Origin of the sequence: Cellulomonas sp. JZ18 (assembly GCF_009720485.1) — a bacterium.
In the GTDB taxonomy this organism is placed as follows: domain Bacteria; phylum Actinomycetota; class Actinomycetes; order Actinomycetales; family Cellulomonadaceae; genus Cellulomonas.
The window spans coordinates 2421798-2445762 of record NZ_CP045245.1; the positions used below are offsets into that span (position 1 = coordinate 2421798).

16 protein-coding genes and 3 pseudogenes are annotated in these 23965 nt (G+C 75.5%); 3 read left to right on the plus strand and 16 right to left on the minus strand.

Annotated features, from left to right (window positions below; all coding sequences use genetic code 11):
* Positions 1-174: 174 nt before the first annotated feature.
* The 7 genes and pseudogenes from GC089_RS10955 to GC089_RS10985 all read right to left on the minus strand — a co-directional run bounded on the left by GC089_RS10955 (position 175) and on the right by GC089_RS10985 (position 10348).
* Positions 175-3447, minus strand: coding sequence for a glycoside hydrolase family 9 protein (locus tag GC089_RS10955; RefSeq protein ID WP_230684744.1), 3273 nt, complete (start codon positions 3445-3447; stop codon positions 175-177).
* A gap of 224 nt (positions 3448-3671) precedes the next feature.
* On the minus strand, positions 3672-4685 hold the full coding sequence (truB, locus tag GC089_RS10960; protein ID WP_155377708.1) for a tRNA pseudouridine(55) synthase TruB: 1014 nt from the start codon (positions 4683-4685) through the stop codon (positions 3672-3674).
* Positions 4682-5122, minus strand: coding sequence for a 30S ribosome-binding factor RbfA (gene rbfA, locus GC089_RS10965; RefSeq protein WP_136520397.1), 441 nt, complete (start codon positions 5120-5122; stop codon positions 4682-4684). The genes truB and rbfA overlap by 4 nt, the downstream gene beginning before the upstream one ends.
* Positions 5123-5314: 192 nt before the next feature.
* Positions 5315-8223: pseudogene (gene infB / locus GC089_RS10970) on the minus strand (translation initiation factor IF-2).
* A gap of 70 nt (positions 8224-8293) precedes the next feature.
* A complete protein-coding gene (locus tag GC089_RS10975) occupies positions 8294-8767 on the minus strand; it encodes a YlxR family protein (RefSeq protein ID WP_155377709.1) in 474 nt (157 codons plus the stop codon).
* Positions 8764-9801, minus strand: coding sequence for a transcription termination factor NusA (gene nusA, locus GC089_RS10980; protein ID WP_155377710.1), 1038 nt, complete (start codon positions 9799-9801; stop codon positions 8764-8766). Before nusA ends, GC089_RS10975 begins: the two co-directional genes overlap by 4 nt.
* A gap of 1 nt (position 9802) precedes the next feature.
* Positions 9803-10348 (minus strand): ribosome maturation factor RimP, encoded by a 546-nt coding sequence (locus GC089_RS10985; RefSeq protein WP_155377711.1) that lies wholly within the window; start codon positions 10346-10348, stop codon positions 9803-9805.
* 140 nt (positions 10349-10488) lie between these two features.
* Here GC089_RS10985 and GC089_RS10990 point away from each other — a divergent pair, with 140 nt between their 5' ends.
* Positions 10489-11538, plus strand: coding sequence for a DUF4439 domain-containing protein (locus GC089_RS10990; protein WP_155377712.1), 1050 nt, complete (start codon positions 10489-10491; stop codon positions 11536-11538).
* 37 nt (positions 11539-11575) lie between these two features.
* Here the strand turns inward: GC089_RS10990 and GC089_RS10995 are convergent.
* A pseudogene (locus GC089_RS10995) lies at positions 11576-13368 on the minus strand (proline--tRNA ligase).
* An 87-nt stretch (positions 13369-13455) separates the two neighbouring features.
* Between GC089_RS10995 and GC089_RS11000 the strand changes: the two are divergent.
* On the plus strand, positions 13456-14346 hold the full coding sequence (locus tag GC089_RS11000) for an Fpg/Nei family DNA glycosylase (protein ID WP_155377713.1): 891 nt from the start codon (positions 13456-13458) through the stop codon (positions 14344-14346).
* Positions 14347-14398: 52 nt separating this feature from the next.
* Here the strand turns inward: GC089_RS11000 and GC089_RS11005 are convergent, their stop codons facing one another.
* The 3 genes from GC089_RS11005 to GC089_RS11015 all read right to left on the minus strand — a co-directional run bounded on the left by GC089_RS11005 (position 14399) and on the right by GC089_RS11015 (position 17990).
* Complete coding sequence (locus tag GC089_RS11005; protein WP_155377714.1) at positions 14399-15304, minus strand: DUF4081 domain-containing GNAT family N-acetyltransferase; 906 nt, start codon at positions 15302-15304, stop codon at positions 14399-14401.
* Between the two features lie 109 nt (positions 15305-15413).
* Positions 15414-16547, minus strand: a complete 1134-nt coding sequence (ispG, locus tag GC089_RS11010) for a flavodoxin-dependent (E)-4-hydroxy-3-methylbut-2-enyl-diphosphate synthase (protein WP_196250909.1) — start codon at positions 16545-16547, stop codon at positions 15414-15416.
* A 129-nt stretch (positions 16548-16676) separates the two neighbouring features.
* Entirely contained in the window at positions 16677-17990 is a 1314-nt protein-coding gene (locus GC089_RS11015; RefSeq protein WP_155377716.1) for an RIP metalloprotease, read from the minus strand.
* A gap of 160 nt (positions 17991-18150) precedes the next feature.
* On the opposite strand from GC089_RS11015, the gene GC089_RS11020 reads away from it, so the two are divergent.
* Positions 18151-19494 (plus strand): FAD-binding oxidoreductase, encoded by a 1344-nt coding sequence (locus tag GC089_RS11020; RefSeq protein ID WP_230684746.1) that lies wholly within the window; start codon positions 18151-18153, stop codon positions 19492-19494.
* 37 nt (positions 19495-19531) lie between these two features.
* Here the strand turns inward: GC089_RS11020 and dxr are convergent, their stop codons facing one another.
* From dxr to frr, 5 genes and pseudogenes are all read right to left on the minus strand, one after another.
* Positions 19532-20698: a 1-deoxy-D-xylulose-5-phosphate reductoisomerase gene (gene dxr, locus GC089_RS11025; RefSeq protein ID WP_370513991.1), complete on the minus strand. Its 1167-nt coding sequence runs from the start codon at positions 20696-20698 to the stop codon at positions 19532-19534.
* A 40-nt stretch (positions 20699-20738) separates the two neighbouring features.
* Entirely contained in the window at positions 20739-21293 is a 555-nt protein-coding gene (locus GC089_RS11030; RefSeq protein WP_155377718.1) for a DivIVA domain-containing protein, read from the minus strand.
* Positions 21290-22420 carry a 23S rRNA (adenine(2503)-C(2))-methyltransferase RlmN gene (rlmN, locus tag GC089_RS11035; protein WP_155377719.1) on the minus strand — a complete coding sequence of 377 codons (1131 nt, stop codon included), beginning with the start codon at positions 22418-22420 and terminating at the stop codon, positions 21290-21292. Before rlmN ends, GC089_RS11030 begins: the two co-directional genes overlap by 4 nt.
* A gap of 115 nt (positions 22421-22535) precedes the next feature.
* Positions 22536-23374: pseudogene (locus GC089_RS11040) on the minus strand (phosphatidate cytidylyltransferase).
* On the minus strand, positions 23374-23931 hold the full coding sequence (gene frr / locus GC089_RS11045) for a ribosome recycling factor (RefSeq protein ID WP_155377720.1): 558 nt from the start codon (positions 23929-23931) through the stop codon (positions 23374-23376). Before frr ends, GC089_RS11040 begins: the two are co-directional and overlap by 1 nt.
* Positions 23932-23965 lie beyond the last annotated feature (34 nt).

Consider the following 23965-nt stretch of genomic DNA (forward strand, 5'->3'; position numbering starts at 1 on the left):
CCCGGGTCGACGTCCCGCCCGCCGGTCGGCGGGTCCGACGGACAAGACTGCCACCTGCGGGGCGTCGCGCGTGCACCGCCCGCCCGCCCGGCCGGCGCCGGCGCACTCCCCGGCGCGCGGACGCCCGCCCCGGTCCCCGTGACGTCGCACGGGACCGGGGCGGGCGCCGGGGGGTCAGCGACCGAGGCGCACCGTGAGGGCGGCGGGCTGGGTCGCGGCCGAGCCTGCCGCGTTGGTGAACACGGCTCGGTACTGCGTCCCGTACGCGAGCGGCGTCACCGGCACGCGCAGGGTGCTGCTGCTCGCGAACGGCACCGGCAGCCACGGGCCGCGGAACCACCGCACCTGCCACCGCACCGACGGCGCGGGGTACCCCGTCGCCGCGGCGTCGAACGTGGCCCACGAGCCCAGCCGCGCCGAGACGGCCGCCGGGTGCCGGGTCACCGCGGGTGCCACGCGCTGCACCGCCACGGCCGCCTCCTGCGACGTCGCCGTGCCGGCCGTGTTCGTGAACACCGCGCGGTACCGGGCGCCGTCCTCCTGCGCCGTGACCGTCACCGTGAGCGTGCCGGACGTGGCGCCGGGCACGTCCGTCCACGCGCCGGCGCCGCGGCGGACCTGCCACTGCACCGTCGGTGCCGGGGTGCCCGAGGCCGCCGCCGTGAGCGTCGCGGTGGCCCCGAGGGCCGCCGTGACGCCCTGCGGCTGCGTCGTCACCTCGGGCGCGACGGCGACCGGCGCCGCCTGCCCGTGGTCGGCGACGAACGAGGCGACCCAGGACAGGACCGAGTTCCAGTTGATGGTGATCTCGTTGGACGCCCACGAGGAGATCTCGTCGAGGTAGCACCGCGCGGGGGCGCAGCCCTGCGCGAAGGCGGCCTGCATCGTCGGGTCCCACGTGGACGTCATCGAGTTGGGACCACCGGCGAGGGACCCGGCCGGCGGGTGCGGCAACGCGGGGTCGAGCTGCGCCGCGAACCAGCGGGAGTGCTGGTTCTGCGAGAACACCGACCCCCAGCCCGTCACGTAGGACTGGTTGAGCGCGTTGCGGCCGAAGAGGTAGTCGAGCCCCTCCAGCACGCCGTCGAGGTAGCGCTGCTCGCCCGTGAGGTCGTACGCCGTCGCGATGATGACGAGCACGTTCGCCACGGACGAGTTCGACCCCCACTCGTACTGCCCGCCCGGGGGCGAGTAGACCGAGCCCCAGGCGTGGGCCGCCTGCGTCTCGAGGTACCCGTCCGCCGCGGCGACGACCGACGCCCGCACGTCGGCCACGCCCGGGAGGTCGTTCGGCACGGTGGCCAGCGTCAGGCGCGCGAGCGGGCCCACGCTGCCCCAGCTGGCGCCGCCGTGCCCGAAGACGTCCGCGGTGTGCAGCGGGCTGCCGGTCACGTCGGCGGCGTACTGCTCCTCGCCCGTCGTGACGAACAGCTCTGCCGCGGCCCAGTAGAACTCGTCCCGCACGTCACGGTCGTCGTAGGGACCGCCGCCGTCGGACCCGGCCTCGACCGGCGCGTACACGTCCGGGTGCGCCTGCGCGGCGGCGTACGCGTCGCGCGCCGCGGCCAGCAGCGTGTCGGCGAACGCCGCGTCGTACTCGCGGAACAGGCGCGCGCCCTGCGCCGCGACCGCGGCCAGGTTGAGCGTCGCCGCCGTCGACGGCCGGTGCAGCGACCGCACCTGCGGGTCGTCCGCCGGCATCAGCGGCAGGCCGGTCCACCCCTCGTCGTGGATCTTGTGGTGGACCAGGCCGGCGTACTCCCCCGCCGGCGCGACCATCTTGAGCATCCACTCGAGCTCCCAGCGCGCCTCGTCGAGGACGTCCGGGACGCCGTTGCCACGCTCGGGCAGCCGGAGCGTGCTGTCGCCCAGGGCACCCTCGCGGGCGCTCCCCGCCGTCAGGGTGCGCTCGTACGTCGAGAGCAGCTGCGCGACGGAGATGCCGCCGTTGACGACGTACTTGCCGTGGTCACCGGCGTCGTACCAGCCACCGGTGACGTCCAGCGTGTAGTCGCACGTCCACCCGTCGTAGTACTCGCGGGGGCCGATGCACGGCACGTCGGTGTCGCCCTTGTTCGGCGGGACCCCGACGTGCCCGGCCTCGCGGGCGTACTCCTCGCCCACGATCTCCGCCTCGATCGGCGTGCCCGACCGCGCGAGGTAGAAGTAGTTCAGCGCGTCGTAGCGCAGCTGCTCGTACAGGTCCGCCGCGATCGCGAACGGCCGGCTCGTCTCGCCGTCGGCCACGAGCGTGAAGCCCTCGCCGGTGACGTCGACGTCCGAGAAGTCCACGACGTGCACGTCGGCGTCGGAGGACTCGTCGTGCCCCGCAGGGGTCGTCGTGCCCTCGGCGACCGTCTCGCCGGAGGCGTCCAGCAGCTGCCACGGCAGCGCCTGCGTCGCGTCGGTCACCACGGTCGCCCGCTTCGGGCCGTGCGGCAGGTAGCCGACCTGGTTGACGCGCACCCGCGGCCCGGTGTCGGGCTCGTAGGGCGGCGGCGGCGTGGCGGACGTGGTCAACGACACCTCCGAGATGCAGAACTCGTACGCACCGGTCTTGCCGAGGTGGAACGCCAGCTGGCCCGGCGCCTCACCCTCGGCGGGGAACGTCAGCGAGCTCGTGAACGGGTAGTCGAGGGTCGTCGCCTCCGTGCCCAGCGGCGCCGAGGCCTGCTCGAAGGCCGTGCGGTAGGCCCCGCCGGCCTCGCCCACGATGACCCGGACGGGTGTGGCCGGCGTCGTGCGGGCCGTGAACGACAGGACGTAGTTCTCGCCCTCCTCGACCGGCAGGCCGGTGAACGCCAGACCCGCGTCCCACGGGTTCGACTGCCCGCCCGGCAGGTCGACGCACATCTCCCCGTCGGCGAAGCGCGGGTCGCTCGCGCCGTACAGCCCCCAGGGCCCCAGGCCCTCCGCGAAGGACGTGTGCGGCAGCAGCTCGGCGTCGCTGCTCAGCTCGACGTCGTCGAGGCAGAACGTCCACGCCTCGTCGGTGAAGCCGCCCAGCTGGAAGGCGATCTGCCCCTCGGGCGACTCGTCGGTCGCGGTGGCCGGGTAGCTCGCCGTCGCGGTGAACACCTCCTCGACGGGCGTCGGGGTGCTCGTGAGCGCGGGGCTCGTGTCGAGCACCGTCCCGTACGGCGCCCCGTTCTGGCCGATGAGGGCCCGGATCGTGACGTCGGTCGTCGCCGACGCCGTGTACGACAGCGTGTACGTCGAGCCCTGCTCGATCGCCACCCCGTTGAGCACGACGCCGACCCCGTACTGCGCCGAGCCGGCCGGCACGTCGACGCACAGGGCGCCCGTGCTGGTGTCGACCTCCCCCTCGTGCCCGTATGCCACCCAGGCGCCGGGACCGTCGTCGAACGAGCCGTCACCGATCAGCGAACCCGCGGCGGGCACCGCCCCCGCGACCGCCAGCGCCGCTGCTGCGACGCCCGCGGACACCGCGCTCCGCGCGCGTCCCCTCGTGCGAGAAACCACGTCGTTCCTCCTGTGTAGGAGCGCTCCCACCTCGGTGTGGGGGCGCCTTCCGTCGTCCGGAGGGTAGACGGGATCCGGACGAACCGGAAGAGCCCGCGCGTCGCGCGACGCCGTACCGAAACGATTCGAGAGGAGGGGGCCGGGCGGACGAGGAGCGAGGGGCCACGGCCCGCCCCGCGTGCGCCCGGTCAGCCGGCGGGCGCCAGCACGATCTCCGCGCGCAGCAGGTCGCCGCGCCGCGACACCACGCCGACCAGGGTGCCGTCGGGGGCGATGGCGGCGACGGGGCCGTCAGGGGCGTCCCCCACGGGCACGCCCTGCCCGTAGGACAGCGCGCGCGCCTCGCGCTCGGTGAGCGCGCGGACGGGGAACGCCGCACGGGCCGCCTCCGCCATCGGCAGCACCTCGACCGCCACGTCGTCGGGCGTGGCGTCGAGCGCGTCGAGGGTCTGCGCGACGTCGAGCCCGTAGCCGCCGACGCGTGTGCGGCGCAGCGCCGTGAGGTGCCCGCCGACGCCGAGCGCGTCCCCGAGGTCACGGGCCAGCGCGCGCACGTACGTGCCGGAGGAGCAGGTGACCGCGACGTCGACGTCGAGCACGCGTACCTCGGTCCCGTCCGGTCCGGTGACCGCGGCGGGCACCGGCTCGCCGACGTCGAACCGGGCGACCGTCACGGGCCGCGCCGCGAGCTCGACCTGCTCGCCGTTGCGCACGCGCGCGTAGGCGCGCTGCCCGTCCACCTTGATCGCGGACACGGCGCTCGGCACCTGGAGCAGGTCCCCCGTGAGCGCGGCCGCGGCATGCCGCACCGCGTCCGGGGTGAGCGCGGAGGCGTCGGTGACCGTGAGGACCTCGCCCTCCGCGTCCTCCGTCGACGTCCGTACGCCCAGCCGCACGGTCGCCGTGTAGTCCTTGTCGGCACCCGTGACGTAGGTCAGCAGGCGCGTGGCGCGGCCGACGCCGAGCACCAGGACGCCGGTCGCCATCGGGTCCAGCGTGCCCGCGTGGCCGACCTTGCGCGTCGAGGCGAGGCGCCGCACGCGCGCGACGACGTCGTGGCTCGTCCAGCCGGCCGGCTTGTCGACGACGAGGACGCCGTCCGCGGCGGTGGGACGGCGTGGTCGGTCGTCACGGCGCCCGGTGCGCCTGGTGCGCCCGGTCGCCGCACGGGCGTCCGGGGCGCCGGCAGTCGCGTCGGTCATGCGTCGGCGTCGTCGTCCTCGTCGGGACGGCGGTACGGGTCCGCGTCCCCGGCGGGACGCGCCTTCGCGGCGAGCGCGGCGACCTCCGCGTCACGGCGCGCGGCCTCGGACAGGGCCGCCTCGAGGTGCGCGGCCGTCTCCGGCACCGCGTCCAGGTGGAACGCGAGCGTCGGCGTGAGCCGGATGCCGGTCTGCTTGCCGACCTCGGAGCGGATCAGCCCCTTGGCGCTCTCCAGCGCCGCGGCGCTGCCGGTCCGCGCCTCCTCGTCGCCCAGCACCGTGTAGTACACGTCCGCGTGCTGCAGGTCACCGGTCACGCGCACGTCGGTGATCGTGACGAAGCCGAGCCGGGGGTCCTTGACCCGCGTGTCGATCATCCGCGCGACGACCTGCTGGATCCGCTCCGCGATCTTCCGCGCCCGAGCCGTGTCAGCCATGGCACTTCCTTTCCCTAGCCCTCCCGACGAGAAGCCGGGCAGGTCCTCACAGCATGAGCGATGCGCCGGAGGGAGGGCGCGGCGGGCCGTGGTGGGCCTGGCACGGGCCGCCAGGCCCACGGTAGGCCCGCCGCGTCCTCCCGGAGGCGCAGCGCGGGGGCGAGCCGACGGCCCGCCCCCGCACCCCGAGCATCAGCTGCGCGGCTTCTCGCGCATCTCCCACGTCTCGATGACGTCGTCGACCTGCAGGTCGTTGTACGACCCCAGCCCGATACCGCACTCGAAGCCCTCGCGGACCTCGGTGGCGTCGTCCTTGAACCGCTTGAGCGACTCGATCGTGAGGTTGTCCCCCACGACCTTGCCGTTGCGCAGGACGCGCGCCCTGGAGTTGCGGACGATCGTGCCCGAGCGGACGAGCGACCCGGCGATGTTGCCGAACTTCGAGGAGCGGAACACCTCGCGCACCTCCGCGGTGCCGAGCTGCACCTCCTCGTACTCCGGCTTGAGCATCCCCTTGAGGGCGGCCTCGACGTCGTCGATCGCCTGGTAGATGACCGAGTAGAAGCGCACGTCGACGCCCTCGCGGTCGGCCAGGTCCTCGACGCGCTCCGCGAACTTCACGTTGAAGCCGATGATGATCGCGTTGTCGACCGTGGCGAGGTTGACGTCGTTCTGCGTGATGGCACCCACACCGCGGTGGATGACGCGCAGGTCGACCTCGTCGCCGACGTCGATCTTGAGCAGCGCGTCCTCGAGCGCCTCGACGGCACCGGACACGTCGCCCTTGAGGACCAGGTTGAGGGTCTCGACCTTGCCCTGCTGCAGCGCCTGCGTGAAGTCCTCGAGGCTGATGCGCTTGCGGCGCTTGGCCAGGAGGGCGGCACGCTCGGCGGCCTCGCGCTTCTCGGCGATCTGACGGGCCGTGCGCTCGTCCGGGGCCACGAGGAACGTGTCGCCGGCGCTCGGCACGGACGCCAGGCCGAGGACCTGGACCGGACGCGCCGGCCCCGCCTCGGTGACGTTCTCGCCGTGCTCGTCGAACATCGCGCGGACGCGGCCGTGGGCCGTGCCGGCGACGATCGCGTCACCGACGTGCAGCGTGCCCGACTGGACCAGGACGGTCGCGACGGAGCCGCGGCCCTTGTCGAGGTTCGCCTCGATGGCGACGCCGCGCGCGTCCTTGTCGGGGTTCGCCCGCAGGTCGAGCGCCGCGTCGGCGGTGAGCAGCACGGCCTCGAGGAGGTCCTCGATGCCCATGCGCTGCTTCGCCGAGACGTTGACGAACATCGTGTCGCCGCCGTACTCCTCGGCCACGAGGTTGTACTCGGTCAGCTGCTGGCGGATCTTGTCGGGGTTGGCCCCCTCCTTGTCCACCTTGTTGACCGCCACGACGATCGGCACGTTCGCCGCCTGCGCGTGGTTGAGCGCCTCGATGGTCTGGGGCATCACGCCGTCGTCCGCCGCGACCACGAGGATCGCGATGTCCGTCACCTGCGCACCACGGGCACGCATGGCGGTGAACGCCTCGTGACCCGGGGTGTCGATGAACGTGATGGCCCGCTCCTGGCCCTCGTGCTCGGTGCGCACCTGGTACGCACCGATGTGCTGGGTGATGCCGCCGGCCTCGCCCGCGACGACGTCCGTCGAGCGGATGGCGTCGAGGAGCTTCGTCTTGCCGTGGTCGACGTGACCCATGACCGTGACGACCGGCGGACGCGGCGCGAGGTCCTCGTCGGACTCCGCCTCGAGCTCGGCGTCGAGGTCGATGTCGAAGGACCCGAGCAGCTCGCGGTCCTCCTCCTCGGCCGACACCATCTCGATGACGTAGCCCAGCTCCTGGGCCAGCGTGCCGAACGTGTCCTCGTCGAGCGACTGCGTCGCCGTCGCCATCTCACCGAGGTGGAACAGCACGGTGACGAGCGCCGCCGGGTTCGCGTCGATCTTGTCGGCGAAGTCGTTCAGGGACGAGCCGTGCCGCAGCCGGATGACCGTCGAGCCGTTGCCGCGCGGGACGCTGACGCCGCCGAGCGACGGGGCCTGCATGGCCTCGAACTCCTGGCGCTTCGCCCGCTTCGACTTCCGCCCGCGGACGGGGCGACCACCGGCGCGACCGAACGCGCCCTGCGTGGAGCCGCGACCGGCGCCACCGGGACGACCGCCGCCACCGGGACGACCGCCGAAGCCGCCGCCACCGCCCGGCGCACCGCCGGGACGACCGCCGTAGCCGCCGCCACCGCCGCCGCGGCCGCCACCCGGGCCGCCGCGACCGGCACCGGCCGGGCGCTCGCCGGGACGACCGACGCCGCTGGAGGTGCGGCCGGGCATCATGCCCGGGTTCGGGCGCGGACCGCCCGGACGCGGCGCGGGACGCGGACCGCCGGGACGGTCCCCGGCCGAGGCCGCGGGCGCGCCGTCGGCCGCCTGCTGCCGGCGCTCGCCCGGGCGCGGCATGCCCTGCGAGGACGCGAACGGGTTGTTGCCGGGACGGGGACCACCGGGGCGCGGACCGCCCGGACGCGGACCGCCCGGTCGGTCGCCGCCACCCTGGCGACCCATGCCCTGCGACGGCGCGAACGGGTTGTTGCCCGGACGCGGGGCGCCGGGACGGCCACCGCCGCCGCCGGCAGGGCGCGGGGCGCCCGGACGCGCGGACGGCGCGGGACGGGCCGCGGGCGCCTGCGGCGTCGGGCCCTGGGGGTTGCGCGGTGCGGGTGCGGGGGCCTGCGGGGTGCGCGCCGCGGGAGCCGGGGCAGCCGGAGCGGCGGGCGCGGCGGGTGCCGGGCGCGGTGCCGGTGCGGGCGTGGACGCCGCCGGTGCGGAGGCCTCCGGCGCGGGGGCCGCGGGCGCTGCCGGGCGGCGGGCGCCGCCGGGGCCGCGGGGGCGGCGGGCGCCGCGGGGCGCGGCGCCGGTGCAGCCGGACGCGACGCGGACGAGCCGTTGCCGCCCGCGGGGTAGGTGTCGCGCAGCTTGCGCACGACGGGGGGCTCGATCGTCGAGGACGCCGAGCGGACGAACTCACCGAGCTCGCCGAGCTTGCTCATGAGGGTCTTGCTGTCGACTCCGAGCTCCTTGGCGAGCTCGTAGACGCGGACCTTGGCCACATCTCTCCTGTCTCGGCCCGCCCCGGACAGGGAGGACCGTCGTTAGTGCTGGGTACTCATCGCTGGGCACTCATCGCTGCGTGCTCATCGGGTCGCCATCGGCTTCCAACCCGCTTTCCCTGTCGACGGTCGGCACCGGGATGTCCCCGGCGCCGTCGTGCTGCGGCTGTGGCTGCTGGTCGTCGGCGTGCCGTGCGACGGCTCCGGCGACCACCTCGGTGTCGAGCGGACCTGCGTGGCGCAGGGCCCGCCCGAACGCCCGCCGTCGGACGGCGAGCGCGAGACAGTGCTCCTCGGGGTGCAGCCAGGCACCCCGCCCCGGCATCCGGCGGCGCTCGTCCACGACGAGCACGGGCTCACCCGTGGCGTCGCGTCCCAGCACCACCCTCAGCAGGGCCGATCTCGGGCCGGTCGAGCGGCACCCCACGCACGTGCGGACGGGACCCGGTTCGGGCACGGGATGCGCGGGATCGGGGTGCCGTCTGCTCGGCGAGGAGAGCCGGGCGTCCGACCCAGCCTCCGTCAGTCTACCGCGCCGGCTCACCGGACGTGACCGGACGTCCCGTCGGTCGCGCCGGCGGGACGGTCCTGACCCTCGGCGGGCTCCTGCGCGTCCGAGCGGATGTCGATGCGCCAGCCCGTCAGCTTGGCGGCGAGGCGGGCGTTCTGGCCCTCCTTGCCGATCGCGAGGGACAGCTGGTAGTCCGGCACGACGACGCGCGCGGCGCGCGCCTCGGGGTCGACGACCGTGACGGACAGCACACGCGCGGGCGACAGCGCGTGCGCCACCATCTCCGCCGGGTCGTCCGCGTGGTCGACGATGTCGATCTTCTCGCCGTGCAGCTCCGCCATGACCGCGCGCACGCGGCCGCCCATCGGGCCGATGCACGCACCCTTGGCGTTCACGCCGGCGACGGTCGCGCGGACCGCCATCTTCGTCCGGTGCCCGGCCTCGCGGGCGAGCGCCGTGATCTCGACCGTGCCGTCGGCGATCTCGGGCACCTCGAGCGCGAACAGCTTGCGCACGAGCATCGGGTGCGTCCGCGACAGCGTGATCTGTGGCCCTCGCGGGCCACGCGCCACGTCGAGCACGTACGCGCGCAGGCGCTCGCCGTGCACGTACCGCTCCCCGGGCACCTGCTCGTGCTGCGGCAGCACGGCCTCCACCCCTCCCACGTCGACGAGCACGGTGCGCGGGTCGCGTCCCTGCTGGATGACGCCGCCCAGCACCTCGCCCGCCTTGCCGCGGAACTGCCCGAGGACCTGGTCGTCCTCGGCGTCCCGCAGGCGCTGGACGATGACCTGGCGGGCCGTGGACGTGGCGATGCGGCCGAAGCCCGCGGGCGTGTCGTCGTACTCGGGCGCCTCCGCCTCGGGGGCGTCGGCGTCGACCGGCTCCTTCGCCCACACCGTGACGTGCCCCGTGCGGCGGTCGACCTCCACCCGCGCGCGCTGCTGCGCCCCCGGCGTGCGGTGGTACGCCGAGAGCAGAGCCTGCTCGATCGCCTCCACGAGCACGTCGAGGCTGATCTCCCGCTCCCGCTCGATCAGGCGCAGCGCCTGCATGTCGATGTCCACGTCAGCCCTCCGTCTCCACGTCGTCGTCACCGGTGCCCACGCCGCTGAGGTCGACCTCGACCCGCCCGGAGCGCACGTCCGCCCACGGCACGGCGACGGGCGGCAGCTCCTTGGGGCGGCGCCCCTTGCCCGGGTCCGTCACCGGCACCACCACGACCTCCGGCTCCCCGCCCGCACCGACGTCGGACAGCCGGCCGGTCACCGCGGTGCCGTCGCCGCGCACCAGCGTGACCTTGCGGCCCACCGCCCGGCGCCAGTGGCGCGGCTGGGTGAGCGGGCGGTCGACGCCGGGGCTGCTGACCTCGAGCGTGTACGCGCCGGGCAGCACGTCCGTCGCGTCGAGCGCGTCGGACACCGCCTGGGTCACCTCGCCGATGCGGTCGAGGTCCAGCTCGGCCTCGTCCCCGTCGGTCAGGTCGACGACGACGCGGACGACCGTCCGAGCCCCGGCACCGGCCACCTCCAGGCCCTCCAGCAGGAGCCCGGCCCCCGCGACGGCGGGCTCGACGACCTCACGCACCCGGGGTGCGGCTGCTGGCGCGACCATGACGCGGCCTCCTGTCGGCTCTCGGCGCGGGCGGCACGAGCGGCGACCCTTGTGACGTTGTGGGGACCAGCCTAACGACTCGCGGCGGGGCCCCCGACCCTGCGCGGCCGGGCGCACGCGGCGTGGGAGGATCGCCGCCGATGGACCGCCCCGCCGCCCCCGCCCCCGTCCGCCGCGCCCGGCTGCGGCGCACCCTGGCCCTGGCCGCGCTCGTGCTGCCGCTGACGGCGTGCGGCCTGCGGCTCGAGACGCCCCCGCCCGCCGAGCCGAGCCCCGACGCGGTCGAGCAGGTCCGCGGCCGCACGGTGGCCGACGCGCTCGACCTCGCGGCCGACGCCGAGGGCCTGGCCGCGACGACGCCCGAGGGGCCCGCGCGCGAGGTGCTGGAGGACGTGGTCGCGCACGCGGCGCGCCACGCCGCGGAGGCCGGCGGCGTCTACGACTCGGGCCTGCCGCGCCCCACGCCGTCGACGACCCCGACGCCACGCCCCGCGCCGGACGCCGGCACGCTGCTCGTGACCCTGGTCGAGGACGCGGCCACCGCGTCGGCCGACGCGGACGCGGTGCCGGACGGACCGCTCGCGCGCCTCGTGGCGTCGGTCGCCACGTCCCGCGCCGACCTCGCGCGACGGCTGTCCACGGCCACCGGCCTGCCGCTGCCCGCGGTCGACGAGGACCGGGACGAGCCGAGCGGGTCGGGGGCCTCCGCGGGCGCCTCACCGGCCCCCTCTCCGGACGCGACCCCCGCCACGGCCACGGGCGCGCACGCCGACGCCCTCGCGGCCGTCGCCCTCGCCCACGACGAGGCGGGGTACGCCTACGAGGTGCTGGCGGCACGCCGCTCGGGCGACGCGCGCGAGGACGCACGGGCGGCCGCCGCCCGGCACCGCGCCGCCGGTGCGCGGTGGGCCGCCGCGGCCGGCGTCGTCGGCAGGAGCGACGACCCGCGCCGCTCCGCCTACGCGCTGCCCGCCGCGCTCGACGACCCGGTCGTGCTCGAGGACCTCGCGCGCCGCGTCGAGTCCGCCGTGACCGACGCGTACGCGACCGCCGTGGCGACGGCACCGGCCGGCGGCCGCGCGTCCCTCGTCGCGGGGCTGCGCGCGTCGCACGACGCGGCGACGGCACGGGGCGCGGCGCCGGTCGCCTTCCCGGGGCTCCCCGAGCTCGCGGGCGAGCCCGTCGGCTGAGCGCCTCGGTCGAGCGCGTCGGTCGAGCGCCCCGCCGTCAGCCGGCCAGGAGCCCGTCGACCAGCTCGGCCACGTGGTCGGCGGCGGCCTCGACGGCCACCTGCTCGCCCGAGCCGCCGGCGCGCGGACGCACCTCGACGACGCCGTCCGCGAGGCCACGACCGACGACGACGACGAGCGGCACGCCGAGCAGCTCCGCGTCCGCGAACTTGACGCCCGGCGACACCTTCGGCCGGTCGTCGTACAGGACCTCGACGCCGCGGGCCGCGAGCGTCGTGGCGAGCGCCTCGGCCGCCTCGAACACCGCCGCGTCCTTGCCCGTCGCGACCACGTGCACGTGCGCGGGCGCGACGTGCGCGGGCCACGCGAGACCGCGCTCGTCGTGGTTCGCCTCGGCGAGCGCCGCCAGGACGCGCGTCACGCCGATGCCGTAGGAGCCCATGGTGACGACGACGGACTTGCCGTTCTGGTCGAGCACGGTCAGGCCCAGGGCCTGCGCGTACTTGCGGCCGAGCTGGAAGATGTGGCCGATCTCGATGCCGCGGGCGAGCTCGAGCGGACCCGACCCGTCCGGCGCGGGGTCGCCCGCGCGCACCTCGGCGGCCTCGACGGTCCCGTCGGCCGTGAAGTCGCGCCCGGCGACGAGGTCGAAGACGTGCCGCCCGGGCTCGTTCGCACCCGTGATCCACCGCGTGCCGGGCACGACCCGGGGGTCGAGGAGGTAGCGCACGGACGTGCGCTTGCCGCCCTCGGCGACGGCGACGTTCGGCCCGAGCACGCCGGGACCGATGTACCCGCGCACGAGCTCCGGGTGCGCGGCGAAGTCCGCGTCGCCGGCCGGCTCGACCTCGGCCGGCGCCACGCCCGCCTCGAGCCGCTTGAGGTCGACCTCGCGGTCGCCCGGCAGGCCGACGACGACGAGCTCGCGCTCGCCCGTCGGGTGCACCAGCGCCAGCACGACGTTCTTCAGCGTGTCGGCGGCCGTCCAGGGCCGGTCCGCGCGCGGGACGTGCGCGTTGGCGTACGCCACCAGGGTCTCGATCGTCGGGGTGTCCGGCGTGTCCTCGACGTGCGCGGCGGGCGCGTCCGACCAGTCCAGCGGCGCCGGCGGGAGCGTCGTGACCGCCTCGACGTTGGCGGCGTACCCGCCCGCCGAGCGCACGAACGTGTCCTCGCCGATCGGCGTCGGCGTCAGGAACTCCTCCGAGCGCGACCCGCCCATCGCGCCGGAGGTGGCCGCGACGATCACGTACTCCAGGCCGAGGCGGTCGAAGATGCGCTGGTACGCGCCCCGCTGCGCCTCGTACGACGCCGCCAGGCCCTCGTCGTCGACGTCGAACGAGTAGGCGTCCTTCATGACGAACTCGCGCCCGCGGATCAGGCCGGCCCGCGGCCGCGCCTCGTCGCGGTACTTCGTCTGGATCTGGAACAGCGCGAGCGGCAGGTCCTTGTACGAGGAGTACAGGTCCTTGACCAGGAGCGTGAACATCTCCTCGTGCGTCGGCGCGAGGAGGTAGTCGCCGTCCTTGCGGTCCTTGAGGCGGAAGATGTTCGGCCCGTACTCCGTCCAGCGACCCGTCGCCTCGTACGGCTCCTTCGGCAGCAGCGCCGGGAAGTGCACCTCCTGCGCCCCGATCGCCGTCATCTCCTCGCGGACGACCTGCTCGACCTTGGCCAGCACCCGCAGGCCCAGCGGCAGCCACGTGTAGATGCCGGGGCGGCGCGGCGGATGTACCCCGCGCGCACGAGGAGCTTGTGGCTGGCCACCTCGGCGTCGGCGGGGTCCTCGCGCAGGGTGCGGACGAAGAGCGTGGACATGCGCAGGAGCATGGGACGGAGCCTAGTGGCCCGCGCGCACGCCTCCGCGCCGCGCCCGGGCGGGTGCGCGCTGTCGGTGGCGTGCGCCACGATGGGCCCGTGCCCGAGCTGCCCGAGGTCGAGGCGCTGGCGCAGTACCTGCGCGGGCGCACGGTCGGCCGCACCGTCACGCGCGTCGAGGTCGCGGCGATCAGCGCGCTGAAGACGTTCCGTCCGGCGCCGACGGCGTTGCGCGGCGGGGTCGTCCTGGACGTCGGCCGGCACGGCAAGTGGCTCGACACGGCCGTCGAGACGCCGGCGGACGGGGTGCTGCACCTCGTGTGGCACCTCTCGCGCGCCGGCTGGGTGCGCTGGTACGACGCCCTGCCCGAGCGCCCGGCCCGTCCCGGCAGGTCGCCGGTCGCGCTGCGGGTGGGGTTCGACGACGGCTCCGGGTTCGACCTGACGGAGGCCGGCACGCGCAAGCGGCTGGCCGTCCACGTCGTCGCCGACCCGGTCGACGTGCCGCAGGTCGCCACGCTCGGCGTCGAGCCGCTGTCGGAGGCGTTCACGCCGCAGCTGCTGGGTGAGCTGCTCGCGGCCCGCAACCAGCAGGTCAAGGGACTGCTGCGCGACCAGGGCACGATCGCCGGCATCGGCAACGCCTACTCCGACGAGATCCTGCTCGTCACGCGGACCAGCCCGTTCGCGCCCACGCGGTCGTACGACGAGGCCCGCACCCAGCGGCTGCACGCGGCGATCCGCGCGGTGCTCACCGAGGCCGTCGCCGCCGCGTCGGGCAAGCCGGCCGCCGAGCTCAAGGACGCCAAGCGCCAGGGGATGCGCGTCCACGGCCGCACGGGCGAGCCCTGCCCCGGCTGGGACGGGGTGCCGTGCGGCGACATCGTGCACGAGGTGTCGTTCGCCGACTCGTCCCTGCAGTACTGCCCCACGTGCCAGACGGGGGGCAAGCCGCTCGCCGACCGGCGCCTGTCGCGCCTGCTGCGCTGACGGGCGCGCGTGCGCCGAGCGCCGCGGGCCTCCGGGGCCGACGCGCGGCGGCTCAGAACAGCACGGTCGCGTACTCCCCCACCTGACGGAAGCCGACCGCGCGGTACGCGCGTACGGCGCGCGTGTTGTACCCGTTGACGTACAGCGACACCGTCGGCGCGAGCTCGGCGCGCGCTGTCTGCACGACGGCAGCCATCCCGCGCTCGGACAACCGCTCGCCCCGTCGCTCGGGGTCGACCCACACGCCCTGCACCTGCGCGACCCCGCCGGCCACCGCGGGCACCTCGGCCTTGAAGACGACCCGCGGCCGCCGCCAGCGGCCGCCGCCCGCCTCGACCCGGACGAACGACCGCCCCTGCTCGATGAGCAGCCGCACGCGCTGCTCGTAGGGGCCGCCCGGCCCGCTCGCCGGCGAGTAGCCGACCTCCTCGGTGAACATGCGCACGCACGCCGGGAGCACCGCGTCGTACTCCTCCGGCACCGAGCGGCGCACGGCGGGGTCGGGGGCCACCGCCGGCTCGTGGTCGATGACCATCGACGGCTGGCTCGCACGCACCTCCCGCTCGACCGGCCAGGAGCCCCGCAACCGCGACCACAGCCCCAGCACGGCGTCCGCCGGCCCCACGATCGAGGAGCAGCGCCGGCCGCGCAGACGGCCCAGCTCGGCGAACGCGTCGAGGGCGCGGGCCGCGCCCGCGTCGTCGTGCGGGACCAGGACCGGCACCAGGTTCGCCCCGACCCAGCAGATGCCGCGCAGACCGTCGTCCTCGGCATAGCCCCACAGCTCGCCGCCCGCACGGCGCAGACCGGTCGCGGCCGCCTGCTCGAGGCGGCTCGCGGCGAGCACGGAGCCGACCGGGTCCGTCGCGCAGACGGCCAGCGCGGCCGGGACGTCGGCGTCCGTCAGGACCGCCGCTCCCGTGCGCCCCCCGAGCGCCGTCCCCTGCGCCGCCGTCATGAGGCGATTGTGCCCCAGCGGGTCGCAGGGCGCCCGGCCGGGCGCGGGCGCGCCCGCACCGGATCCCGTCACGCCCGCGACCGCTGCCGCGGGAGCGCCGCGGAGGGCGTCAACCGACGGACACCACGGGTGCGCCGCCGCCCTCGACGGGGTCCATGGAGTCGGCGATGCGCATGGCCTCCTCGATGAGCGTCTCGACGATCATCGACTCCGGCACGGTCTTGACGACCTCGCCCTTGACGAAGATCTGCCCCTTGCCGTTGCCCGAGGCCACACCGAGGTCGGCCTCGCGCGCCTCGCCGGGACCGTTGACGACGCAGCCCATGACGGCGACGCGCAGCGGCACCTCCATGCCCTCGAGCCCGGCGGTGACCTTCTCCGCGAGCGTGTAGACGTCGACCTGCGCCCGACCGCACGAGGGGCACGAGACGATCTCGAGCTTGCGCGGCCGCAGGTTGAGCGCCTGGAGGATCTGGATGCCGACCTTCACCTCCTCGACCGGAGGCGCCGACAGCGAGACGCGGATGGTGTCGCCGATGCCCTTGCTCAGCAGGGCGCCGAACGCCGTGGCGGACTTGATGGTCCCCTGGAACGCGGGCCCGGCCTCGGTGACGCCGAGGTGCAGGGGCCAGTCGCCGCGCTCGGCCAGCAGCTCGTACGCGCGGACCATCACGACCGGGTCGTTGTGCTTGACCGAGATCTTGAAGTCGTGGAAGCCGTGCTCCTCGAACAGCGAGGCCTCCCACACCGCCGACTCGACGAGCGCCTCGGGCGTCGCCTTGCCGTACTTCGCGAGCAGACGCGGGTCGAGCGAGCCCGCGTTCACGCCGATGCGGATCGAGGTGCCCGCGTCGGCGGCCGCCTTCGCGATCTCCTTGACCTGGTCGTCGAACTTGCGGATGTTGCCGGGGTTCACGCGGACGGCGGCGCAGCCGGCGTCGATCGCGGCGAACACGTACTTCGGCTGGAAGTGGATGTCGGCGATGACGGGGATCTGCGACTTGCGCGCGATCGCCGGCAGCGCGTCGGCGTCGTCCTGGCTCGGCACCGCGACGCGCACGATGTCGCAGCCGGCGGCCGTCAGCTCGGCGATCTGCTGGAGGGTCGCGTTGATGTCGGTCGTCGGCGTGGTCGTCATCGACTGGACCGAGATCGGAGCGTCGCCGCCGACCTCGACCTTGCCGACGCGGATCTTGCGGGAGGGGCGGCGCGGGGCCAGGACCGGCGCCGGTGCCTGCGGCATGCCGAGGCTGATCGGGGTGCTCACGCGTCCATCATCCCATCCGCCGGACGCGCACCGCCCGGTCGCGACCGACGTTCACGGACCCCTCACGCACGCGGCACGCACACCACCGCGCGGTCGTGGTGCACGTCACAGGATCGAGACCGGGTCGACGATGTCGGCGTACACGAGCAGCAGCCCGACCGCGCCCAGCACCACGAAGACGGAGTACGCCAGCGGGACGAGACGCGCCGTGTCGAAGGGACGGGGGCGCTCGCGGCCGCGGACGCGGGCGACCTGCCGGCGCGCGCCCTCCCACAGCGCCGCGGCGACGTGCCCGCCGTCCAGCGGCGGCAGCGGGATGAGGTTGAAGACGAAGAGCGCGAGGTTGAGCATCGCGAGGGTCGCCAGCAGGCTCGCGGCACGCACGCCCGCGGACTCCTGCTCGAGCGACGCGATCTCCCCCGCGAACCGCCCGACGCCGACGATGCCGACGATGGAGGTCTCGTCGCGCTCGCCGCCCGTGAACGTCGTGCGCACCAGGTCGACGACGCGTCCGGGCAGCGTGCCGACGACCGACACGGTGTCCCACGTGCGGGCCGCCGTGAACGCGAGCGCCGAGCCCACGGACTGGCGCCGGACCTCCTCGGAGGGCGACACCCCGAGGAAGCCGACGGGCCGCGTCACGACCGTGCCGTCGTCGTCGGTCACGACGGTCCCGTCGTCCGCGACCACGGGACGCTCCGCCACGACCGGCGTCACGTCGAGCTCGACGCGGTCGCCGTCGCGCTCGACCACGACGGGGACCTGCTCGTCCCCGGTGCCGCGGATCAGGCCCGCCAGCTGCTCCCACGACGTCACCCGGGTGCCGTCGTAGGACACCACGGTGTCGCCGGGGCGCAGCCCGGCGGCGGCACCGGGCGCGGCCGCGTCCTGCGCCGTGCACCCCCGGTCGGCGGGGGCGTCGGCCGGGATGACGCACTCCGAGACCGACGACAGCGTCGGCACGGGCGTGGGGATGCCGATGCCGACGTAGGCGACGACGACGAGCACGGCGGCGATGAGCAGGTTCATCACCGGCCCGCCGAGCATGACGACGAGCTTCTTGGGCGTCGAGAGCCGGTAGAACGCGCGGTGGTCCTCCCCGGGTCGGATCTCCTCGGCGCTGGCCGCGCGTGCGTCGGCCGCCAGCCGCTGGCCCCAGGTGCGGGGCGCGGGCGCGTCCACGGCGTGGTCCGGCGGGTACATGCCGACGAGACGGACGAACCCGCCGAGCGGGATCGCCTTGAGGCCGTACTCGGTCTCGCCCCTGGTCCGGGACCACAGCGTCGGGCCGAAGCCGACCATGTACTGGCTCACGCGCACGCCGAAGCGCTTCGCGGGCACCATGTGCCCGATCTCGTGCAGCGCGATCGACGCCAGCAGCACGACGACGAACACGACCACGCCCAGCAGCGCCTCCACGCACCCACCTCCTGGCACCCTGCGCCGACGGCGCGTCCTGCGGCGGCTGCGGGACGCCCGCCGCGCGCGGACAGGCTAGCCCGCGCGGCACCAGGGTGTGCGCAGCGCCTGGGAGCCGCCTGGGAGCGTCACCCGCGCGCCGCACCGGTACGTTGGCCCGGTGCACCCCCTCGACGGCCCCAGGCCCGCGGCGGGCGCTCCGCGCGAGGTCCTGTGGTGGGACCGCCTCGTCGCCGACGACCCCGCGGCCGCCCGCGCGCGCCCCCCGCTCGACGGCGACACCACGGCTGACGTGGTGGTGGTCGGCGCCGGCACGACCGGCGTGTGGACGGCCTACTACCTGCTCGAGGCCGACCCCTCGCTCGACGTGCTCGTCCTCGACGCGGGGCTCGTGGGCGCGGCCGGGGGCGGACGTGCGACCGGGGCCGCGCCGGCCGGTCCGGTCCTCGCCGACGCGCTGCGCACCGCGTCGGACGGCACCGGCACGGGTGCCGCGGGACGGACGCGGCGGGCGCTGCGCGCGGCCCTGCAGGACGCCGTCGTCGAGGTGGGCGGTGTGCTGGCCGCGGAGCAGGTCGACGCCGGCTTCCGCTACGGCGGGCTGGTGACCCTCGCGCGCACCGGTCCCGCCGTCGACCGGATCGCCTCCCGCGCCGCCGCCGCCCCCGCGACGGGGGACGACGTGCGCCTCCTCGACGCCCTGCGCGCGCAGGACCACGTCCGCGCGGCCGACGTCCTGGCCGCCACGTGGACGCCCGACGCGGCGCACGTGGACCCCGTCCGGCTCCTGCGCGGACTCGCGCAGGTGCTTCAGGAGCGCGGGGCACGCGTGGTCGAGCGCACGCCGGCGCTCCGCGTCGCTCCCGGCGCCGTGGCGACGGCGCACGGCGTCGTCCGCAGCCGCCGTGTCGTCGTCACGACGGGCGCCACCCGGCTGGCGGGCGCACCCGGTCCTGCCGGCCTGCGGCGTGCGCGCACCCTCGCGACCGAGCCCCTGCCCGCCGACGTGTGGGAGGCCCTCGGCCTGGCGGCCGGCACGACCGTCGTCGAGGACCGGCACCGTCCGCTCGAGCTCGTCCGCACGGTCGACGACCGGCTCGTCGCCGCGGGGACACCCGCGGACCTGGGACGGGTCGCCGACCTGCTGCCTCCCGTGCGCGACCACGCGGTCACGCACGTGTGGGACACGGCGCAGGGGGTGACGGGCGACGGCGCGCCGGCCCTCGGCGTCGACCCGGCCGACGGCATCGCGTGGGCGGTCGGGGCGGGAGCCGACGGGCCCGCGGTCGGGAACCTCGCGGGGCGCACCCTGGCCGATCTCGTCACGGGCGCCGACTCCGCGCTCACCGAGCTGCCCTGGGTGCGCCGTCCACCTGCCGCGGCGCGGGGTCGCGGCGCCGCCGCCCTGGCTGCGGCGGTCGACGCCTGGTCCGACCGCGCCGAGGAACGTCGCGGGCGCACGCCGGCGCTGGCCCGGCTGCTCGCGTCCCGCCGCCCCGCCTGACCACGCCGGGAGACCCGGGGCAGCGGCGGCAGGGCGCTCAGGCCCGCGCCAGCACCTCGCGAGCGCGGGCGCGCGCCCACTCCTCCGCGGCGAGCACGGCGTCGAGGGTCAGGGCGGCGGCCGACGTGCCGACGTGCTCCTCGAGGACGCGCGCGACCGTGTCGACGACGTCGCCGAAGCCGATCCGGCCGGCCAGGAACGCCGCGACGCCCTCCTCGTTGGCCGCGTTGAAGACCGCCGGGTGGGTCGCCGACGCCGCCACGGCGTGCCGCGCCAACCGCACCGCCGGGAACACCTGCTCGTCCAGGGGCTCGAACGTCCAGGCGGTCGGCGCCCCCCAGTCGCAGGGCAGGGCCGCCCCCGGGACGCGCTCGGGCCAGGCCAGCCCGAGCGCGATGGGCAGGCGCATGTCGGGCGGGGACGCCTGCGCGATCGTCGAGCCGTCGACGAACTCGACCATCGAGTGCACGACGGACTGGGGGTGCACCACGACGGCGATGTCGTCGACCGGCACGTCGAACAGCAGGTGCGCCTCGATCAGCTCGAGCCCCTTGTTGACCAGGCTCGCCGAGTTGACCGTCACGACCGGACCCATCGCCCACGTCGGGTGCGCGAGCGCCTGCGCGGGCGTCGCCGCCCGGACCGCGTCCGCGGTCCAGCCCCGGAACGGCCCTCCCGATGCGGTGAGGACGAGGCGCCGGACCTCGCCGCGCTCGCCGGAGCGCAGCGCCTGCGCCATCGCCGAGTGCTCGGAGTCGACGGGCACGATCTGGTCGGCACGGACGGCGGCGGCGTGCACGAGGGCGCCGCCGACGACGAGCGACTCCTTGTTCGCCAGCGCCAGCGTGCTGCCGCCGCGCAGCGCCGCGAGCGTGGGCAGCAGCCCGACCGACCCGGTGATCCCGTTGAGCACGACGTCCGCACCGCTCCCCGCCAGCTCCGCGGCGGCCTGCGGACCGGCCAGCACCTGCGTGCCGGGCAGGGCGTCGCGCACGCGGACGGCGGCGGTCTCGTCGGCCACCGCGACGACCGGGACGCGGTGGGTGCGCGCCTGCTCGACGAGGAGGTCGGTGTGCGCACCCCCCGCGGACAGGCCGGCGACCACGAACCGCTCGGGCGCGCGGGCGACGATGTCGAGGGCCTGCGTCCCGATCGATCCGGTGGACCCGAGGACGACGACGCTGCGCTGGCTCACGCGGGTCATCCTCGCAGAGCCCGCACGGTGCCCCGTGCGGGCGGCCGCGTCACTCGACGCCGAGCAGGACCTCGACCGCGCGGGCGACGAACGCGTCGACCGGCCCCTCGGCGTAGCCGTTGCGCCCGGTCCGGCGGCGGAACGTCGCGGACCGGAGCTCGGCCGCGGTCAGCGGGGCCCCGGTGTCGAAGTACGCGATGAGGCGGTGGCAGAGCGCGTCCACGTCGGCGGGCTCGTAGCCCGGCTCCCGCCCCTGGGGCGGGGCGAACCGGTCGCCGTCGGGACGGCCCAGCCGCCCGTACAGGGTGCGCGCCTGCGCGCCCAGGTGCGCCATCCACGCGTCCTGGCCCTGCTCGGCGATGAACTGCGCCCGGTGCCGCGCGACGAAGGCGGCCTCCAGCCGGTCCAGCGCGGCGTCGACGGCGGCGGTGACGTACCCGCCGCGCACCATGTCGAAGGCGACGCCCCGCACCTGTGCGGACGACAGGCCCGTCGGGGGGCCCTGCTCGTAGAGCGAGCGCGCGTGGGCGAAGAACTCGTCCACCTCGTCGGGGTCGTACCCGCGCCGCAACCCGGTGACGGTACGGAACATCCCGTCGCTCACTCGTCCTCCTCCGCGGCGAGCTGGCCGCACGCGCCGTCGATGTCGCTGCCCCGCGTGTCCCGGATGGTCGTGGGGATGCCGTGCGCGCGCAAGCGTGCCACGAACTCGCGCTCCACCTCGGGATCGCTCGCCGTCCAGCGCGAACCCGGCGTCGGGTTGAGCGGGATCGGGTTGCAGTGCACCCAGCCCGTGCCGCCGCGGGCGACGAGCTTCTCCCCCAGCAGGTCCGCGCGCCACGCGTGGTCGTTGACGTCCCGGATGAGCGCGTACTCGATGGACACGCGGCGGCCGGTGACGTCGAAGTACCGGCGGGCGGAGTCCAGCGCCTCGTCGACGGTCCAGCGCGTGTTGACCGGGACCAGCTCGCTGCGCAGCTCGTCGTCCGGGGCGTGCAGGGACAGCGCGAGGGTGACGGGGATGCCCTCCTTCGCGAGCTTGTCCATCGCGGGGACGAGGCCCACCGTCGACACCGTGATGTTGCGTGCCGACATGCCGAGACCGTCCGGCGTGGGCGCGACGAGCCGGCGGACCGTCGCCATGACGGTCTTGTAGTTCGCCAGCGGCTCGCCCATGCCCATGAAGACCACGTTCGTCAGGCGCGTCGCACCGCCCGGGATCTCACCGGCCGCGAGGGCGCGCGCCGCCTGCCGCACCTGCTCCACGACCTCGGCCGTGGACAGGTTGCGTGTGAGGCCCATCTGGCCGGTGGCGCAGAAGGCGCACGCGAGACCGCAGCCGACCTGGCTCGAGACGCACAGCGTCGCGCGGTTGGCGTAGCGCATCAGCACCGACTCGACCTTGGCGCCGTCGAACAGGCGGTACAGCGTCTTGACGGTCGTCCCCTGGTCGGCCGTCAGCGTGCGGCTCTCGGTGAGCAGCGGCGGGAACAGGTCGGCGACCAGGACGTCCCGGGTGGCCTTCGGCAGGTCCGTCATGGCCGCGGGGTCGGCGGTGAGGTGCGTGAAGTAGTGCGTCGCGAGCTGCTTGGCGCGGAAGGGCTTCTCGCCCAGCGCCTGCACCGCCTCGACGCGCTCCTCGGGCGTGAGGTCGACGAAGTGCCGCGGCGGCTTGCCGCGGGCGCCGCGCATGGGGGCGCTGAGATCCAGACGGACCGGCGTGGGGTTCACGGCGGCGGCTCCTCTCCCGCGGGTGGCGGTCGGGACGGACGGACGGCGGCCCGGTGGGGCCGGGAGGACGGGCGGAGGGGCCGGGCGGGCGACGGTCGCGCTCGCTCGTGGCGGCTCAGCCCGCCGGGAGCAGGACGGTCAGCAGGACCCAGACCGTCGGGGCGGTGAGCAGCAGCGAGTCGAGACGGTCCAGGACACCCCCGTGCCCGGGCAGCAGACGGCCCATGTCCTTGAGCTCGAGGTCACGCTTGAGCATCGACTCCGCGAGGTCGCCGAGCGTCGCGCTCACGACCGTGCCGAGCCCGAGCAGGACGCCGACGAGCGGCTCGCCGTCGAACGCCACCTGCACGCCGACGACACCCACGACGCACGTGAGCACGACGGAGCCGAGCAGACCCTCCCAGGACTTCTTGGGGCTCACCGTCGGCGCGAGCGGGTGCCGGCCGAGCAGGCTCCCCACGGCGTACCCGCCGGTGTCGCAGGCGACGGCCAGCAGGATGAACAGCACGACCCGCGCGGGCCCGTCCGGCTCGGCCAGCATCAGCATGACGAAGCCCGCGAGGAACGGCAGGTAGGCGGCGGCGAACGTGGCGGCGGTCGCGTCCCGCAGCGCGGACTCGCCGCTGCCGTCGAGCACGCGCCACACGACGGCGCCGCCGACGGTGAGCAGGAACGCGACGAACAGCGCCTCCGGGCCCGCGGTGTACGCGGAGACGAGGACACCGGCCGTCCCCACGAGCAGCGGCAGCAGGGGCAGGTGGACCGAGCGCCGGGTGAGCGCCTGCGCCAGCTCCCAGACGGCCGCCCCACGGCGAGGACCGCGAGGGCGACGAACGCCTCCTTGCGGATGAACAACGACGCCGCCACGGCGCCGAGCAGCACGACGCCCACCGTGACCGCGGCCGGGAGGTCGCGTCCAGGGCTGGAGCTGCGGGGGGCGGCGAGCTGTGTCATCAGACCTCGAGCAGCTCGCTCTCCTTGGCGGCGAGGAGCTGGTCGACCAGGTCGACGTGGCGCTTGGTCAGGGCCTCGAGCTCCTTCTCCGCACGCACGACCTCGTCCTCGCCCGCCTCGCCGTCCTTCGCGATGCGGTCGAGCTCCTCCTTGGCACGCCGCCGGACGGAGCGCACGGAGATGCGCGCGTCCTCCGCCTTGCTCTTGGCGAGCTTGACGAAGTCCTTGCGACGCTCCGCGGTGAGGGCGGGCAGGACGACGCGCACGACGTTCCCGTCGTTCGTCGGGTTCACCCCGAGGTCGGAGTCGCGCAGCGCCTTCTCGATCGCCGACATCGACGACTTGTCGAAGGGCGAGACGAGGATCGTGCGCGCCTCGACGACGTTGAACGACGCGAGCTGCTGCAGCGGGGTGGGCGAGCCGTAGTAGTCGACGAACACCTTGGCGAACATCGCCGCGTTCGCACGGCCGGTGCGGATGGCGGCGAAGTCCTCCTTCGCGACCTCCACGGCCTTGTCCATCTTCTCCTCGGCCTCGAGGAGTGTGTCGTCGATCACCGGTGCTCCTTCATCGTGTCGTGCGGACCGCGCT